Below are 16,109 nucleotides of genomic sequence, written 5' to 3' on the forward strand. Positions count from 1 at the left end.
GAGTCGCTTGACCGAAGGGCGGTCACCCCGTGCGGGGTGACCGCCCTTCGGCGTTCGCCGGGGAGGGGGATCACCTGGCGGCCAGCTCCCAGACCGCGACGAGCAGGCCGGCGCTCGCGGTGAGCGCGGCGATGCTGCTCAGCGGCCAGCGGGCCCGTTCCAGGTCGTCGAGGCGGGCCTCGTGGTCGGCGAGCTGCTTGTCGGTCTGGTCGCTGCGCTGGACGAGCAGCGCGAGGGAGCCGTCGACCCGGGCGAAGCCGGCTTCCAGGGTGCCGCGGAGCCGCTCCAGTTCGAGGGCGACGGCGACGGGGTCGTTCGGGTCAGGCTCGGTCATCGGCACCGCCCGGGGTGGGGCGCAGCCAGGACGGCAGCAGGTTCTGCACCAGGTCGAGGGCCATCACCCGGGCCAGCCCGCCGGCGACGGCCAGCGCCCCCGCGACCCAGGGGAGGGTCGCGGGGATGCCGGAGGCGTCGACGATGGCGGGGAGCACGACGGCGATGCCGACGGCGGACTGGAGGACGGTTCGGGCCGTGCGCTTGGCGGCATCGGACATCGGTCTGCTCCTCGGGTTCACTTGGTGTGGGGGACCTTCAGCGCGTTCCAGGACGCGGCGCCGGGGATGCCGTCGGCGTCGGTGCCGCGGAAGCCGAGCTTGTGCTGCCACTTGGCGTAGCTGAGCCGGTCGGCCTCGCCCCAGCGGGGGCTTGGGCCGACGGTGTACGCGGAGCAGCCCTCGGCGACGAGGCGGCGGCCCATGGCGGTGATGACCGGGGAGCTCGTCTCCCTGCGGAAGAACGAGGTGCCCGGGAAGGGCTGGAGGCGGGGGGTGGTCGGCTTGCCGGTGTCGGGGGCGGGCCTGGCGGGGGCCTTGTTCAGCCGGGCCTGGACCCGGTCGCGCATCGTCGGCATGGCGAAGCCCCGGGGGTCGTCCTTCCAGTCGGACCACTCCTTGTGGCCGATGACCGAGCGGGCGCCCCAGCCGTGGGCGCGGCACAGGGCGGCCGAGACCCGTTCGATCGCGTCGAGCTGGGCGGGCGGCCAGGGGTCGGTGCCGTCGCCGAGGTTGACGCACTCGAAGCCGTAGAAGCGGGAGTTGCCGTCGACGGCGCCGGGGCTGCCCTGGTGGGCGCGCGGGGTGGGCGGCCGCTCGCCGTAGGTCTCGCTGATCACGGCCTGGAGGACGGACGGGTCGCCGCCGCCGGCGTGGTTGGCGCGGCCGTCGGAGACGAGGTGGACGCTGCCGTCCTTGGCGATGACGCCGTGGCAGAGCGGGCCCGGCAGCCCCTCGTACCCGTCGAAGCACATCTCGACGGAGTGGGCGGTGCCGGTGGAGACGGTGTGGTGGATGATCACGCCGGTGACCGGGCCCCAGGCTCCGACGTGGTTGCGGTTGTGGGCGCGCCAGCCGGGGTGTTCGACGACGTTGACGCCTTCGGCGCGGAGCGCGGCGACGAGCCGGTCCGCGGTGAGGGGAGTGGCCATCTGGTGTCCTCCGGACATGAAAAAGGCCCGCCGGGAAGCCGGTCGGGCGGGTGTACGGGGTGGGGCTCGGGCGGCTCTACGGGGCCGGGGCGGGCGGCTCGGCCGGGGCCCAGGTCGCGCACAGGGCGGCGAAGGCGGCCCGGCGGTTCCCGAAGTCGGCCAGGGCGGCGGTCACCGCGCGCTGGACGGCGGTCTGGTCGGGGACGGCCGGGACGCCGTCGCGGGCGTCCACGACGATCAGGGCGGAGCCGCGCAGGAAGGTGTCGCCGGTGCCCCTCTCGGTGACCTCGGCGGTCACGTACACCGACGGGTACTGCCCGGTCACCGGGTCGCGCTGCAGCGTGTAGCCCATGCTGTTGTCGTAGACGCGCACGGTGAGGGTGTGGCCCTCCTCGGTGACGGTCGCGCGGCCCGCGTAGTCGATGGCCACGCCCCAGGGCTGGGTGGGGTCGATGTTCATGGGTGCTCCTCGTGGGGTCAGGTCTGGGCGCCGTGGATGAGCAGGGGCTGGGCGTAGACCGTGCCGGCGCCGGCCATGGCCTGGATCTCGATGGTCATGGTCTGGCCGAACCGGGTCTTCATGTCGCCGGGCAGCAGGCCGAGGTAGTCGTAGGTGGTGCCCGCGGTGACCGTGGGGCCGAACGGGACGCCGTCGACGAGGACCCGCACCTGGCCGGTGCCGCCGCTCGACGCCGCCGTGCCGATGGAGAGCCGCATCTTCGGCTGCCAGACGGGGTTCATGCAGCGGGCGATGGTGGTGAAGGCGGGGGCGGTGGTGGAGGGCCATCTGGCCGGGTCGCTGGCCAGCGGCGGCATGAGCTGCAGCCAGGGCCGGGCGAGACCGCCGGTCATGATGTCGTCGGCGAAGATCTCGTGGTTGTAGCCGTCGAAGATCCGGAACAGCGGCCGGGTGATGGTGACGCTGCCGGACTGCGTGGGGCGGAACTCGTTGACGGCGGGACGGGTGTTGACGGCCGTGGACAGGGCCTTGATCCGGCGTTCCATCTGGTTGAGCCGGTCGATGATGTCCTCGGGCAGCTGGGGCATCAGGCCTCCTCGAGGTAGAGCTCGGCGGTGTCGGGGCGGCCGCGCTCCGGCGGGGTGATCTTGACGCCGATGATGCGGTAGCGGGCGTCGAGGCCCTGGGAGTACCACTCGTCGGTGATCCGGATGCGGGCGACGCGGCCGAGGAGCGCCGGCGGGACGATCCCGCCGAGGTGGATGGAGACCGAGGGGATCACCACGGCGCCGCGGGCCTGCTTGAGCTCCGTGGCGGCCACCGAGTCGAGCGCGAGCGGGTCGGTGATCTCGTTGTGGTCCGAGGACAGGTCGATCAGCGGCCAGCCGTCCACGAGCAGGTCGCTGGCGTATTGCTGGGTGGAGAAGATCGGCCGGGACTCGGCGGCGGCGTTGGCGTTGGTGGAGGAGCCGCGGGCCAGGGCGGTGGTGCCGCCGCGGGTGGCGTCGTACGGGAAGGAGTACGACAGGATGACGCCGGGCCGGTCGAAGACCAGGTCGGTCGCGCCGGTGACGATCTTGGGTTCGCCGAGGCGGAGCTGCCGGATCCGCGAGCCGGTGACCGGGTCGCGGTAGACGAGGATCTGGTACTCGAAGCCGTCCTCGGTGGCGGCGAGCTGGTCGAGCGCCTCCAGGTAGACGGTCTCGTCGCCCTTGCGCCACGAGGCCGTCTTCTGGAACTTGGGGATCTCGTCGCCGAACGTGATCCCGAGGCGGCGGGGCTCTTCGCCCTCGGGGGCGTCGGGGTAGGCCTGGACGTCGAGCTCGCGCCAGAGCCGGCGCGCGATCTCCACCTGGTCGGTGGGGGTGTCGTACGTGATGTCGGTCCGGATGCGGCGGCGGCCGGCGTAAGAGTCGAAGGTGGCGGCCTGGATGCCGAGGGTCAGCACCCCGCGGCCACTGGACTGCAGGGTGCTGGTCCAGACGATGCCGCCCCACCACAGGTCGCCGCCGCGCTCCAGGTAGACCGCGGTGCGGCCCTCCCGGACCTTCTTGACGCGGTCGGCGATGGCCTGGGAGGGGATGGGGATCGTGCCGGAGAGCGAGCCGGCCTTGCCGATGTAGTCGTCGAACGAGACGTCCCGCAGGGGGAGGATGTCCAGTGTCTGGTCGGTGAGCAGGTCGCAGAAGATCGCCCGGTAGGGCGTGTCGATGGCCATCGGGGACCCTCCTTACAGGACGTAGGTGGCGGAGATGCGGATGTTCCGCCCCGCGACGAGGGCGCCGTTGGACGACCAGGTCCGCAGGTTGATCTGGCCGTTGGTGTAGATGTTCGCGCCGCCGTCGCCGAAGCCGTCGCAGGCCGAGGCCTCGAAGTCCATGGAAGGGCGCCAGCCGGCCGGGAGGGTGCACAGCCCCTCGTCGGGCATGTTGCCGGCGCTGTCGACGTTGACCTGGGCGCCGGTGCGGGTGACGGTGACGGTGACGGTGCACAGACCGCTCTTGGTCCTGCGGCCGCTGAACGAGACCACCGACCAGTTGGGCAGGGCCGTGGCCCCGGAGGCCGTGGTCTCCGTCTCGACGGGCGGCTGGTAGACCACCCAGGCGCTGCCGTTCCAGCGCTGGAGCTGGCCGCCGTTGTAGTCGCGGTACTGGCCGTTGTAGCTGCCGGTGGTGATCGTGCCGCTGGGCGCGATGCCGCCGATCTCCTTGGGGTAGGCGACCCAGGCGGTGCCGTCCCAGCGCTGGAGGAAGTGGGCGTTGTCGTTGTCCTGGTACTGGCCCGGGTAGGCGCCGGGCACGCCCGCGTTGTTGTAGACGGGCAGGATGCCGCCGGCGGAGACGGTCGTGGTGCGCAGGTCGGTGGTGGCGCCGCCGGCCCAGTCGATGCCGCCGGTGCCGGCGGAGGCGCCCTTCTTCACCTTCACCGTGAACAGGATGAGGGAGCGGGCGGGGGCCGCCGGGGCGGCCGGGACGGCCGCCGGGGTGCCCTTGACGATCTCGATGCCGGCGTCGAACCTGCCCAGGGCGTCCACGTCGTTGTCGTAGACGCGGACCACGACCAGGTCGATGCGGTCGTTGAGCGGGTCGCCGTCGGCGAAGGTGAGCGTGATGTCCTCGTCGAGGGCGACCGGGTAGGCGCCGTCGGTGGTGGCGCCCTGGACGACGGCCTTGCCGTGGTAGACGGTGGCCGTCATCGGGCCGGAGGAGCTCATCCACAGGCCGCCGACCCGGAACTTGCCGTCGTACGTGCCGGGGAGGATGCCGGACCGGACGCCGAGCGGGTTGACGGGGGTGGTGGCGCCGATGTTGGTGATGCGGGTGTTCTGGCGGGTCTGCCCGGTGGGCATCAGCCATCCGGAGCGAACGGGCATGTGGTTCTCCTGGAGCTAGGGGCGGTCGGGTGGCGGCCTTGCGGACTCAGTACTGGGGGGTGACCTGGAGGTAGGAGTTGTCGAACCAGGCCCGCACGTTGGCGTTGGTGCTCCGGTAGTACGCGGTGACCGTGTAGGTCGCGCCGGGCGTCAGGCCGGACAGGCGCTGCGTCGTCGAGACGGAGACGGCGTCCGTGGGGCTGGCCGACTTGGAGGCGTAGGCGGAGAGTTCGTCGTCCACCTCGCGGACGACGGTGGCGCCCTGCGTGATGCGGACGCACATCAGCGCGGAGCTGGCGACGCCCGTGGTGCCCGAGTTCAGGGACAGCTCCATCTTCGAACCGAAGGAGAGGATCGCCTGCCGGCTCTCCGGGGCGACGAAGGTCAGCGTCAGCGGGTTCTCCGCCCGGTCGACCAGGGTGTTCACGAAGGTCGTCGAGAGGGTGTAGCCGCCGTCCAGCGAGTCGTTGAAGTACGGACCCGGGTAGGCCGGTGCCCAGGCCGCGCCGTTCCAGCGCTGGATCGGACCGGCCGCGGTGGCCCGGTACTGGCCCGTGTAGCTGCCCGCGGTCGTGGTGTTGACGGAGGTCGGGACGATGCCGCCGATCGCCTCGGGGTAGGCGACCCACTGCCCGCCGTCCCAGCGCTGCAGCTGGTTGTTGGCGGTGTCCTGGTACTGACCCGGGTGGGCGCCCGGCAGGACCGGGCCCTCGACCGGGAGGATGCCGCCGAGGGCGACGACCGGGGTGCGCAGGTCCCGCAGGGAGGTGTTCCACGGGATGCCGCCGTTGCCCGCGCTGGCGCCGGCCGGGACCGTCACCTCGTACAGCGCGAGGCTGCGTGCGGGCGCCACCGGCGCCTTGGGGGCCTGGCCCGGCACGCCCTGGATGATCTCGACCTTCGCCTCGTTGCGGGTGCTGCCGTCGTAGAGGTTGTCGTAGACCTTCAGGACGACCAGGTCGATCCGGCCGTACTGGGCGTCGCCCGCGGCGAACGTGACCTGCTCGGAGGCCGGCAGGGACACCGGGTAGACGCCCTGGGAGATGTCGCCCTGGATGACGGCCCGGCCCTCGGAGACCGTCGCCGTCATGGCGGAGGCCTTGTCCATCCAGAAGCCGGACAGCCGGAACTTGCCGTCGTAGGAGCCCGGCAGGATGCCGGAGCGGACCTGGACGGGGTTGACCATGGTGGTCGCGCCGACCTGGTTGAGGCGGGTGTCCTCGCGGGTCTGGCCTGTCTCGGCGACCCAGCTGCTGCGCAGTGCCATGGGGGTTCTCCAATCGGGAGGTGCGGTGGGAGGGGCGGTCAGGACCTGATCCACTGGGCGGACAGGTTGCTGTAGTAGCCCGAGCCGCCGAGGGTGCGGACGGCGGCGGTGTGGTTGTGGTAGCCGGCGAGCTGCAGGACGTTGCCCGCGGTGAGCTTGATCAGGCCCCCGCCGCCGACCGTGACGGCTCCGGTGGACGCCTGGGTCAGCCAGGTCATGCGGGGGACGCCGACGCCGCCGAGGGTGATGCGGGCGCCGCGGACCCCGGTGGTGGAGTCGCCGTTCCAGGCGACGTGGCCGGAGACCCGCCACCAGCCGGTGCGCGGGACGACGAAGCTGTCGGTGCCGTTCCAGCCGGTGAAGTCGTCGATGTCGACGTACTGGAGGGTGATCGGCGTCCAGGTGCTCGCCGGCACGCTCTGCATCGCGGTCTGCGAGACGCTGAACAGCACGGCCGCCTTGCCCTCGGCGTACTGCCAGGCCGAGCCGTCCCAGCGCTGGAGGACGCCCGCGTTGTCGCGGTACTGGCCGGTGTAGCCGCCGGTCGTCATGGTGCCGTGCGGGGCGATGCCGCCGAGGGGCTTCGCGTACGAGACCCAGGTCGTGCCGTCCCAGCGCTGGAGCAGCCCGGCGACGTCCCGGTACTGGCCGGCGTAGGCGCCCTTGAAGCCGCTGGTCGGCATGATGCCGCCGAGCGCGGTCATCGGGTAGTGCAGGGTCGTGACGACGCCCGCGGTGGTCCACTGGACGCCGCCGGTGCCGGCCGAGGTGCCGGCCGGCACCGAGACGGTGTAGAGCGGGAAGGCGCTGCCGGGGCCCGAGGAGGGCACGGCCGGGGTGGCCGCGGGGGTGCCCTTGACCAGCCGGATGACGGCCCCCGTGGCGCCGCTGCGGTCGTACGCGTCGTCGAGGACGGCCAGTTCGATCAGGTCGATCCGGCCGTACTGCGGATCGCCGTCCGCGATCGTCAGCGTCTCGGGGGCGGTCACCGCGAGCATGTACGCGCCCTGGGCGGTGTCGCTGCCCTGGACCACGGCCCGGCCGGTGCCGATCGAGCACTGCATCGCCGAGGTGCCGGTCAGCGCGAGGCCGCCGGGCACGATGCCGGGCCGCGAGCGCAGCGGAGTCTCCGCCGCGCTCTGCCCGTTGGGCGTGAGGAGCGCGGACAGGGCGATCCGGGTGTCCTCGCGGGTCTGGCCGGTGGATTGGAGCCAGGCGGCCCGTACGGTCATGGGTTCACCTCTTCTGTGCGGGGCGGGAAGGGGGCCGGATCACCATTCGGCGCTGCGCCAGCGGATGGTCATCAGGGCCTCCGGGGTCGCCGCGTCGGGGCGGAACGACAGCTCCGTGCGGCCCGGTTCGAGGAGGAACAGCTCCTCCGGGCTGGAGTCGGCCATCGCGGTGTGGCGGCGGGAGGCGGTGTTGTTGAGCATCACCGTGCCGTTGGCGGTGTCGACGACGAGCTCGTCGCCGGCGGCCAGGTCGATCGCGTACCGCAGCCGGCGCTTGCTGACCCGCTCGGTGACGGTCGGCATGGAGCAGGGGCCGCGGAAGACGATCACCGGGTGCGTGGCGGCCGAGCCGGTGTTCTCGGCGACGGCGTCACCGGTGGACTTGGCCTGGCCCCAGTTGAGCGGCCAGACCAGCGGCCAGGTGAGGCCGGTCTCCGGCTGCGGGGGAGTGGTGGAGGCGCTCTGCTCGTTGACGGTGTAGCGCCGCGGGTCGGAGGCCAGCCACTGGATGGACATCTTCGAGCTGCCCTGGGTGGCGAAGCCCTGGTCCGCGGGAACGACGCGCTGGGCTATCCGGGCCCGTACGGCGAGGAGTTCGCCGTGCAGGCGGACGGTGAGCCAGCGCTCCTCGTCGAGGAGGGCGAGCGACTGGCGCAGGGCACGGATGGCCTCGGTGGCGCCGTCGTACTCCGGCATCAGCACGATCGTGCCGCTGATCTTGCGCGGCTTGGCGTACCGGGAGCCGGGCCAGGCGCCGTGCGAGGTGGGCCGGTCGGCGTCGGAGGAGTCGTACTCGGGCAGGTCCTCCCAGCCCTGGAGACCGGACCGGTCGACGTTGAACGGCGTGCCGGGGCCGATGAGGAGCCCGGCCCACTGGATCTGCCCGTCCTGGGTGATCAGCGAGCCGGGCGCGATGTCGGCGGTGAGGCTGTTGCCGGCGTATGTGGTTGTGGTCTCGGCCATGGGGCCGTCACCTCACTTCTGAGGGGTTGTCTGACTTCTGACGGTCTGTCGCGCTTCTGACTGCCGGTCGGATGTCCGACCGCCTGTCGATGAGAAGGGCTTCAGCGGTGCGCGGCGAGGAGGAAGAGCAGGTCCTCGGCGGTCGACCGCGGGCCGGCGCCCGGATCCTCGCGGAACTCCGCGATGCGGTGGGGCTGCCGGGGGGCCTCGGTGAGGGCCGGGACGCGCCGCTGTTCGAGCACGGTGAGCGGGTCGATGCGCGGCGCGCTGTCGGCGCCGGGGAAGACGACACCGCCCTCGGCGAGCATCGGGATCTTGTCGAGGTCGACGCCGAACTTCTTGCCGAGGATGCTGAAGCTCAGCTTGTTGAGCCCGTCGATGATCCAGTTGGCGAAGGCGATGAGGCCGTTGATCGGCCCCTTGACGACCCCCAGCACGGCGGTCAGGGCGCCCTTGATCAGCTCGCCCATGCCGTGCAGGGCCTTGCCGACCGCCTCGTTGGCGGTGCGGAAGAAGCCCGGGATCCTGTCGGTGAAGAAGGACAGGAACGGGTGGACCGCGTCCTTGATCCCGCCGATCGTGCGTGACGCGATGCCGCGCAGGGCCTGGGACGCGGAGGTGACGGCGGTGCCGACCCGGGAGATGCCGCTGATGCCGGAGCCGATGAGCTTCAGGGCCGTCGTGAACAGGGTGAGGTAGGCCTTGAAGTAGGTCCCGACGGCCTGGCCGATGACCTTGACGACCGGCTGCAGGAACGTCCAGACGGACTGGAAGCCCTTCAGCGCCTGCTGCATGACCTGTCTGATGATCTTCTGGCCGGTCTCGCTGTTCACCGCGTACTCGATGAGCCAGGCGATGACCGGCACGAGGATGCCGGCGAGGAAGCCGAGCGGGTTGCCGCGCATGGCGAGGTTGACGCCGGTCATGGCGACGGAGGCGATCTCCATCACCGTGCCGTAGGTGTCCATCAGTTTGGTGATGGTGTCGGCGAACGGCAGCAGCGGCACCAGGATCGCCAGGATCGTGCCCACCGCGGGGCCGAACCTTCCCGCGGCGGTACGGATCTTCCCGGCCGCGACGCCGAGTTTCTGGATGCCGGCGGCGGCCTTCGACCGCTGGATCCGGCCGACGGAGGTCGCCGCGCCGGAAGCGGTGCTCCCGAGGGTGCGTACGGAGGTGCCGGCGGTCCGTAGCCCGGTCGCGAACCCGGCGATGCCGCCGGCCGCCGCCTGGACGTCCTGCTTGAGCCGCCCGAGCGCGCCGTTGGCCGTCTCGGCGCCCTGCCGCAGGGACGTCATCGTCGGCGTCATGCGGCCGAACGCCGGCATGCGGACGGCGCCGGCACTCATCCGCGTGCCTTCGCCAGGTACATCAGCGCGTCCGCCGTGGACTGCGGGTCGCTGTCACGGGCCGCGTGGTAGTTCTCGATGTGCAGCCCGGCGCCGCCGCCGCTGCCCGTCTGCAGCTGCGCCGTCATCCGGGCGCGGCGGGCGGTCATGGCGAGCAGCCGGTCCAGCTTGGACAGCGGCAGGACGGCCTCGGCCTCGCCGGCCTCGGCGAGGATCGCCGGGACACCGCCGCTGCGGGGCATGACGACGCCGCCGGTGGCGAGCATGGGGATGGTCGGGATGTTGACGCCGAAGGTCTTGCCGCCGACGACCGGGACCCAGCCGGGGACGCTGACCTTGACGCCGTTGACGGCCCGGATCATCCGGTTGATCAGGCCGATGACGGCGTTGACCGGACCGGACACGCCGCTCTTGATCCCCTCGAACGCCCGGGTCGCGATGCCCTTGAGGCCGTTCCAGATCGAGGACATCTTGTCCTTGACGGCGCTGAAGGCGTTCGGGATCGCGCTCTTGATCCAGTTCACCACCGGGGTGATGACGGACTTGATGCCGTTCCAGGCGGCGCCGACGACGGTCTTGATCGCCTTCATCACCGTGGTGATGACCGTCTTCCAGATGTTGACGTAGGTCTTGATGACGGTGGCGACGGCCTTGACGACGGTGGAGACGGCCTTCTTGATGCCGTTCCAGACCGTCTTGATCAGGGCGCCGGCCTTCTGCATGATCGGGCCGACGGCCTTCATGACCGAGCTGATCACGGTCTTGATGGCGTCGAAGGCCTTCTTGAGGATCTTCTGCATCGTCTTCGACTGCATCGCCATCTCGACGATCTTCTCGATGAGAGGCATGAAGAGCTCGATCAGACGGGCGAGGAGATTGCCCTTCATCGACTTGTTGAGCTTGTCCTGGCCCTTGGCGGCCTTGCCCGCGCCGGATTCGTACTTCCCCATCTTCTTGCCGGCGGACTCGGCGGTCGTGCCGGCCTTCGACATGGACTTCTCGGCCTGGTCCGAGGCCGTCTTGAGGTTCTTGAGCTGGGTGTTAGAGCCCTGGGCGTTGGTCTTGAGCGTCTTGAGCTGACCGGACGCGGACTTTCCGGCGTCGCCGACCTTCTTGACCGAGGTGCCGGCGCCGGAGGCCTGGGTCTTGAGGTTGCGCAGGGAGTCGGACGCGTTCTTGAGGGACTTGACGAGAGACATGGGTTACCTCCTTTCGGGGTGGTGGGGATCAGGCGGTCGGCGCGCCGAGGGCGGAGTCGAGGTCGCGGACCGTGGACGCGAACTCCCGCAGCTTCGTGCGCAGGGTTCCGGTCGCCGTGGCGAGCTCGCCCATCTTGGTGGCGGCCGGCCCCAGGTCGCTCGACTTGGGGATCTTGGTCGCGTCGAAGCCGACCATGGCGGCCTTGAGCTTGTCGGTGGCCCTGGCGACCTTGGTGACCTTCCGGGGGTCGGCGTTCCGCATGGCGTTGTTGATCTTGTTGACGCCCTCGGCGACCGGCTGCATCTGCGCGTGGTCGATGCCCGTGATGGCGTCGGCGATCTTCTTGATGGCGTTCGCGGCCTTGGTCGCCTTGCCCTCGGGCGGCAGCTTGCGGAACGACTGAATGAAGGAGGGGGCCCGGTTGTTGAACTTCAGCAGCTCCGGGTTCAGCAGCTCCAGCTGGGTGCGCAGGTTGTCGAAGTTCGCGCCCGCCGGGATCTGGTCGAGAAGATTGCCGCCGCCGTTCTGCTGGTTCTGGATGTCCGTGAGCCTCTGGCGCCTGAGGACGCCTTCCTGGTCCGGGGCGTAGGTGTAGCCGCCGTTCCTGCCGGCGTGCCATGTCTGGATCTTGCTGACGATGAACGCGCCCAACGTGGCGAGGAGGATGGGTACGAGGATGACCGCGAGGGCGGTCCCGATGGCGGCCAGGGCGCCGAGGATGCCGCCCTCCAGGGCGCCCTTGATGACCTCGGCCAGGGTGCCGAGGCCGACCGTCTCCATCCATTCTTCCCAGGGAGCCTTGGCGGCTTCTTCGGCGACCTTGTCCTGCTGCGCCTTGAGGTCCTCGACCAGCTTGTTGATGGGGGCCAGCTGCTGCTTCATCCAGTCGGTCGTGGGCAGCCAGCCCCCGTCCACCTTCCGCAGGTAGTGCCTGAGGCCGGCCACCTGGATCGAGAGGTCCTCGTTCGTTACGTCTGCCATGTTTTGCTCCGCTTCCGGCCGGTGACGGCCAAGCGCCGAAAAGCCCCTGCCGGTATGGAGCTTCGGCAGGGGCTCGTGCGTAGGGGCGGTTCGGAGGGCTAGGCGTCGGCGTCCCGGCGGGAGCCGCGGCGTGCCGTCGCGAGGGCGTCGTTCCAGCCCGCCGTGTACGCGAGGGTCTCGTAACGGCTGACCTCGGCGCAGAGGGTGCCGAGCAACGCTCTCTTGTCGAGCGCGACGGGTCCGTCGAGGAGCTGGCGGAGGCGGTCCTGGAGCGGGATGTGCGGTCGCGATGCCTCGGCCTGCTGAGTCATGGACGCCTGCCTTCCGGTTGCTTGCCCGTGCGTGCGTGGCGGCGCCGCGGAGTGAGGCGGGGGCACCACATGTTCGAACTGCTGTGCGAACAGAGTTTGGAACACCTGTTCGGTGTTTGTCGAGCGGGAAACGTCTGACGGCGTGTCTTCCTGCGGGTTTCCCACGGGGGTTGATGCGAGAACAGAGCTTGTGTTCGACCGGGGTACTCTGGAAGGCGCGTTCCCTGGACCTGACTCATCCGGGGAGCCGGGGGCGCGAGGGGCGCGTGGGGACCCCAGGGGGTCGGAAGGCAGTGCTGACGCATGGACACGGAGCCGGGCGGTAACCGGCGCGAGCAGGTCATCGACTGGCTCGAATCCCACCCTGATCTGCCCCATCTCTTCGCACGCCTCGCCGAACTCGTCCACGTCGCCGGTCACGCCCCGGAGGACCTGGTCGTGCTGCCCCGCGCCGAGGTGGACCGCCGCGAGGCCGCCGCGTTCACCGCCGGCTGGGCCGAGGCCGTCTCCGACGAACTCCCGCGCATCCGCAGGGAGTACGAGAAGCGCGTGGCCGACGCCTACGCCCAGGGCCAGGGCGACGCACGGGGCATACGGCGCCCGCAGCGGCGCACGGACACCTCCTCCCAGGACGGGGCCCGGGTCATCCCGCTGCCCTTCGCCCGGCTCATGGAACCCCCGGCGGCGGTGGTCAGGGCCGAGGAGCGCGTCCGGCGGGAGCGCGAACTGTTCGAACAGCGTCCCGAGCCGGAGTACGGGGAGCGCGAGGAGTACGAGCCGGAGCCCGGCCCCGCACCCGCGTCCCTGCCTTCGCCCGCGCCCCTGCCCGCGCCTGCGTCCCTGCCTTCGCCCGCGCCCGCTGTCGTGTACGAACCCGAGCCGGAGCACGCGTCCGGACCAGAACCGGCGGCCGAGCCGGAGTCCGGGGCGGACGTCCGGGTGAGCGCCCAGGCCTCGCAGGAGAGCCGCACCCGCAGGAACCCCCAGCCGGTGCGGAAGGTCGTCCGCGGCAAGGGCGGCCGGCCGATCGTGCCCCCGCTCAGCGGCGTACCCGGCCAGACCGGGGGGACCCCCGAGCGGCGCGGCCGCCGGCTCTCCGAACGGGCCAGGAGCCTGGAGGAGGAGCTGGCCGCCGAGCGAGCACAGGAAGCGCCCCCGGAGCCCGCTTCCTGAGGGGAGCGGGCGCCGGGGGCTGCGGGGGCTTCGGCCGCCGGAGCGGCGGCGCTTCAGCCGAAGAAGCGGGCGAGGGCCGACGGGGAGACCGCCGGACCGGCAGCCTCCTCCGCGGAGTCGTCGTCCCGCTCCTCGCCGTCCTCGTCCGTGATGCCCGGACGGGGGACGGGCTTCGGCGGATCGGGGGTCTCGTCGTCCTCACCGGTGTTGACGCACTGGAACATCCAGTTGGAGACGGCCAGGTGATCCACCGTGGCGGCGAGGAGGTGGTCGGTGATCGACCACTCCGCCGACTCCCCGTGGATCTGGCGCTGCACCGCTCCGTCCGGCGGAAGGTGCTTCACGAGGACCATCAGGCGCCGACTGGAGAGGTCGCCCCGGTACCAGTCGAGGAGATCGGTGGCGTAGTAGCGGAGCAGGTCCGCTTCGAGGGCCTCGGCGTGTTCGTCGACGAACTCGGCGAGGCTCAGTCTTCCCCCAGGCCGAGCCCGGTCTCCTTGCCGTAGGCCTCCAGGATCGCGGCGATGTCCTGCATCGTGAGGTCGTGCTCCTCGAAGCGGGCGAACTGCTCCTCACCCATCAGGAGCGCGAGCAGGCCGTCCACGTCGTTGTCGTCGAGCCTGCGCAGCGCCTTCGCGGTCTTGCGGGACAGCTCGGTGGGAAGCGTGTAGGACTCGCCGTCCAGCTCGAACGACCAGGTGCGGCCGTGGGCCTCCAGGCGCTGGGCGCGGGCGGCGTTGACGTCGAAACGGGCCATGGTGATGCGTACTCCTTGTTCGGGTGAGTGAGGAGGAGAGGGGGTGGGGCGGGACGGCGGTGCGCCGTCCCGCCCCGGGTGGAGAAGGATCAGACGGTCGCGGAGTACTGGCTGTCCTTCATGAGGAAGGTCGCCAGCGGCTTGCCGTCGCCCTTCGACATGGCGGTGAAGGTGACACCCAGCTGGGAGGCCGCCTTGCGGGCCAGCTTGATGTCGTCGGTGGCGGTGACCTGGCCGCGCGGGATGATGAAGCGGTACTTCACCGCGGTCGTGCCGCCGGCCTTGACGTCGGTGAACTCCAGGCCGAGGGCGCGGACGTCCGCGAACGGACGCTCGGCGATCTCGTAGCGGTAGGTGTCGACCGCCGGGGTCGGCTCGGCCTTCACCGCGTCGCCGCCCATGAAGAACGGCAGCGTGTCCTCGTTGAACTGGAGCAGCGAGAACTTCAGCGACAGGTCACGGCTCGAGTAGATGTAGTGGACCGGGGAGACCGACTGCCACGAGTCGATGGCCTCCAGCTTGTCCTTCTTCGAGAACGTGACGCCGTCGCCGGAGGTGAAACCGAGGTCCTTCCAGCCCGCGCCGGTCCAGTCGGCGGCGGAGTCCGCGCCGAAGGTGGCGGGGAGGGAGGTGCCGGCGTCGGCGACGAAGAGCTTGCCGATGCCTGCGACGCGGATCTCGGCGGAGTTGTTTCCAGCCATGGTGGTGTTTCTCCTTGGGTGATGAGGGCGGCCGTGCCCGGAAAAGGGGTCCGGGTACGGCAAAGGCCCCGCCGGACGGCGAGGCCTGGTCTGTGGGTCGCTGGGGTCTAGAAGACGTTCAGCGAGATCTGGATGACGCAGAGGTAGCGGTTGGCGCCCCGGTAGAGGTAGTCGGGCATCCAGCGCGGCCCGTCCTGCTCCTCGACGTCGCTGACGAAGTTGGCGCCGAGCTGCTTGCCGATGGTGGCGAGCAGGGCGCGCCGGGCGGCGTTGGCGAGGACGTGGGCCGCGTTCTTGGTCGGCCCGTACACCTCGAACTCGATCAGCGGCTTGTCGACGTGCAGGTCGCCGATCCAGGCGCCGCCGCGGCGGTTCACCAGGACGGCGTTCTGCGTGCCGTCGAAGCCGGCCGGCGCCTGTACGGCGACGGTGACGCCGGCCAGGGCCGGGTCGGCCTTGAGGACGTCGACGACCAGCTTCTCGACGTCCGGGAACGCACTCGGGGGAGTGGTCATGACGGTTCTCCTCGGGAGACGGGGGCGGGACGGGCCCGTCCGGGGCGCTCGACGCGGGGAGGGGCGGGGGCGCGGAGCGCTCCCGGACGGCGGACGGCGGAGCCGCGTCCCGCCTTGCGGGCGCAGCTCCGCCGCTGCACCAACTGTGACAGGGAGCGTGCGCGCACGCAACTAGTTCTGGGTGCGGATCTGACCGAGGGCCGCGCGGCGCCTGAGCGGCGTCGCGCCTGGACCGCCTGAGCCTGGGCGGCCGTGCGCCTGGGCGGCCTGCGCCTGGGCCGTCGTGCGTCCGAGCCGCCTGCGCCGGGCCCGCCGTGCGCGGGGCCCGCCGTGCGCCGGGCCCGCACTGCGCCGGGCCCGCACTGCGCCGGGCCCGCGTGCGCCGGGCCCGCACTGCGCCGGGGCAAGACCCGCGGGGCAAGACCCGCGCCCGTCCGCTCCCCGGGGTCCGGCCGCGGGGTCCGGTCGCGGGGTCCGGTCGCGGGGTCCGGGGCCGCGGGATCCGGGCCGCGTCCGTCCGCTCCGCTCTTCTGTGCCCCGCCTGTCCGCCGTGCGTGGCCGCGCCCCGCACGGCCGCGCCCCGCACGGCCGGGCGGCGCTGCGGCGGGGTGGCGCCTCGTACGGCGCGCTGCGCGGGGGCGCGGCCCCGTACGGGCCGGACCCGCTGGGGCCCCCAGGGGCCCTTCAGGGCCCGGCTCCGCTGGGGGCCGGGCCCTGGTGCGGCCCGGTTCTGCCACCGGGGTGGGGCTCGCCCCGGCCGGACCCGGCGGTGCGGGCGTCGGGCCCGGTGAGGGGGGGGAGGGCGGTCGCCGGGGTCGGTAGGTTGGCCGTCCCGTACCGACTCA

General features: G+C 71.6%; 19 protein-coding genes. 1 reads left to right on the top strand and 18 read right to left on the bottom strand.

The window, feature by feature from the left end; genetic code table 11:
• Positions 1-70: 70 nt before the first annotated feature.
• The 14 genes from ACN9MM_RS23360 to ACN9MM_RS23425 form a co-directional block, all read right to left on the bottom strand.
• Positions 71-334 (bottom strand): hypothetical protein, encoded by a 264-nt coding sequence (locus ACN9MM_RS23360; protein ID WP_426365526.1) that lies wholly within the window; start codon positions 332-334, stop codon positions 71-73.
• Complete coding sequence (locus tag ACN9MM_RS23365) at positions 321-554, bottom strand: hypothetical protein (RefSeq protein ID WP_116159371.1); 234 nt, start codon at positions 552-554, stop codon at positions 321-323. The genes ACN9MM_RS23360 and ACN9MM_RS23365 overlap by 14 nt, the downstream gene beginning before the upstream one ends.
• Positions 555-571: 17 nt before the next feature.
• Positions 572-1,483, bottom strand: coding sequence for a peptidoglycan-binding protein (locus ACN9MM_RS23370; RefSeq protein ID WP_426365527.1), 912 nt, complete (start codon positions 1,481-1,483; stop codon positions 572-574).
• 76 nt (positions 1,484-1,559) lie between these two features.
• Positions 1,560-1,943 (bottom strand): ATP-binding protein, encoded by a 384-nt coding sequence (locus ACN9MM_RS23375; protein WP_426365529.1) that lies wholly within the window; start codon positions 1,941-1,943, stop codon positions 1,560-1,562.
• A 17-nt stretch (positions 1,944-1,960) separates the two neighbouring features.
• Positions 1,961-2,530 carry a hypothetical protein gene (locus ACN9MM_RS23380; RefSeq protein WP_426365530.1) on the bottom strand — a complete coding sequence of 190 codons (570 nt, stop codon included), beginning with the start codon at positions 2,528-2,530 and terminating at the stop codon, positions 1,961-1,963.
• On the bottom strand, positions 2,530-3,660 hold the full coding sequence (locus ACN9MM_RS23385) for a hypothetical protein (protein WP_382864775.1): 1,131 nt from the start codon (positions 3,658-3,660) through the stop codon (positions 2,530-2,532). Before ACN9MM_RS23385 ends, ACN9MM_RS23380 begins: the two co-directional genes overlap by 1 nt.
• 12 nt (positions 3,661-3,672) lie before the next feature.
• Positions 3,673-4,815, bottom strand: a complete 1,143-nt coding sequence (locus ACN9MM_RS23390) for a hypothetical protein (protein ID WP_426365532.1) — start codon at positions 4,813-4,815, stop codon at positions 3,673-3,675.
• 46 nt (positions 4,816-4,861) lie between these two features.
• Complete coding sequence (locus ACN9MM_RS23395) at positions 4,862-6,082, bottom strand: hypothetical protein (protein ID WP_426365533.1); 1,221 nt, start codon at positions 6,080-6,082, stop codon at positions 4,862-4,864.
• Between the two features lie 38 nt (positions 6,083-6,120).
• Positions 6,121-7,314, bottom strand: a complete 1,194-nt coding sequence (locus ACN9MM_RS23400) for a hypothetical protein (RefSeq protein WP_426365534.1) — start codon at positions 7,312-7,314, stop codon at positions 6,121-6,123.
• Positions 7,315-7,353: 39 nt separating this feature from the next.
• Positions 7,354-8,277 (bottom strand): phage distal tail protein, encoded by a 924-nt coding sequence (locus ACN9MM_RS23405; protein ID WP_426365536.1) that lies wholly within the window; start codon positions 8,275-8,277, stop codon positions 7,354-7,356.
• A 101-nt stretch (positions 8,278-8,378) separates the two neighbouring features.
• A complete protein-coding gene (locus tag ACN9MM_RS23410; protein ID WP_426365537.1) occupies positions 8,379-9,626 on the bottom strand; it encodes a tape-measure protein in 1,248 nt (415 codons plus the stop codon).
• On the bottom strand, positions 9,623-10,825 hold the full coding sequence (locus tag ACN9MM_RS23415) for a phage tail protein (protein ID WP_426365538.1): 1,203 nt from the start codon (positions 10,823-10,825) through the stop codon (positions 9,623-9,625). The genes ACN9MM_RS23410 and ACN9MM_RS23415 overlap by 4 nt, the downstream gene beginning before the upstream one ends.
• Positions 10,826-10,853: 28 nt before the next feature.
• On the bottom strand, positions 10,854-11,807 hold the full coding sequence (locus ACN9MM_RS23420; protein WP_426365539.1) for a hypothetical protein: 954 nt from the start codon (positions 11,805-11,807) through the stop codon (positions 10,854-10,856).
• Positions 11,808-11,905: 98 nt separating this feature from the next.
• Positions 11,906-12,118, bottom strand: a complete 213-nt coding sequence (locus tag ACN9MM_RS23425) for a hypothetical protein (RefSeq protein ID WP_426365540.1) — start codon at positions 12,116-12,118, stop codon at positions 11,906-11,908.
• Positions 12,119-12,421: 303 nt separating this feature from the next.
• Between ACN9MM_RS23425 and ACN9MM_RS23430 the strand changes: the two genes are divergently transcribed.
• The gene (locus ACN9MM_RS23430; protein WP_426365541.1) at positions 12,422-13,291 is read left to right on the top strand and encodes a hypothetical protein; all 870 of its coding nucleotides are present in this window, start codon (positions 12,422-12,424) and stop codon (positions 13,289-13,291) included.
• A gap of 53 nt (positions 13,292-13,344) precedes the next feature.
• Here the strand turns inward: ACN9MM_RS23430 and ACN9MM_RS23435 are convergent, their stop codons facing one another.
• From ACN9MM_RS23435 to ACN9MM_RS23450, 4 genes are all read right to left on the bottom strand, one after another.
• Positions 13,345-13,644, bottom strand: a complete 300-nt coding sequence (locus tag ACN9MM_RS23435) for a hypothetical protein (RefSeq protein ID WP_426365543.1) — start codon at positions 13,642-13,644, stop codon at positions 13,345-13,347.
• 113 nt (positions 13,645-13,757) lie between these two features.
• A complete protein-coding gene (locus ACN9MM_RS23440; protein WP_382864745.1) occupies positions 13,758-14,048 on the bottom strand; it encodes a hypothetical protein in 291 nt (96 codons plus the stop codon).
• 89 nt (positions 14,049-14,137) lie between these two features.
• Positions 14,138-14,749: a phage tail protein gene (locus ACN9MM_RS23445; protein WP_426365544.1), complete on the bottom strand. Its 612-nt coding sequence runs from the start codon at positions 14,747-14,749 to the stop codon at positions 14,138-14,140.
• A 107-nt stretch (positions 14,750-14,856) separates the two neighbouring features.
• Entirely contained in the window at positions 14,857-15,264 is a 408-nt protein-coding gene (locus ACN9MM_RS23450) for a hypothetical protein (RefSeq protein WP_426365545.1), read from the bottom strand.
• Positions 15,265-16,109: the final 845 nt, after the last annotated feature.

This window comes from Streptomyces sp. E-08 (genome assembly GCF_049913095.1).
Taxonomy (GTDB): domain Bacteria; phylum Actinomycetota; class Actinomycetes; order Streptomycetales; family Streptomycetaceae; genus Streptomyces.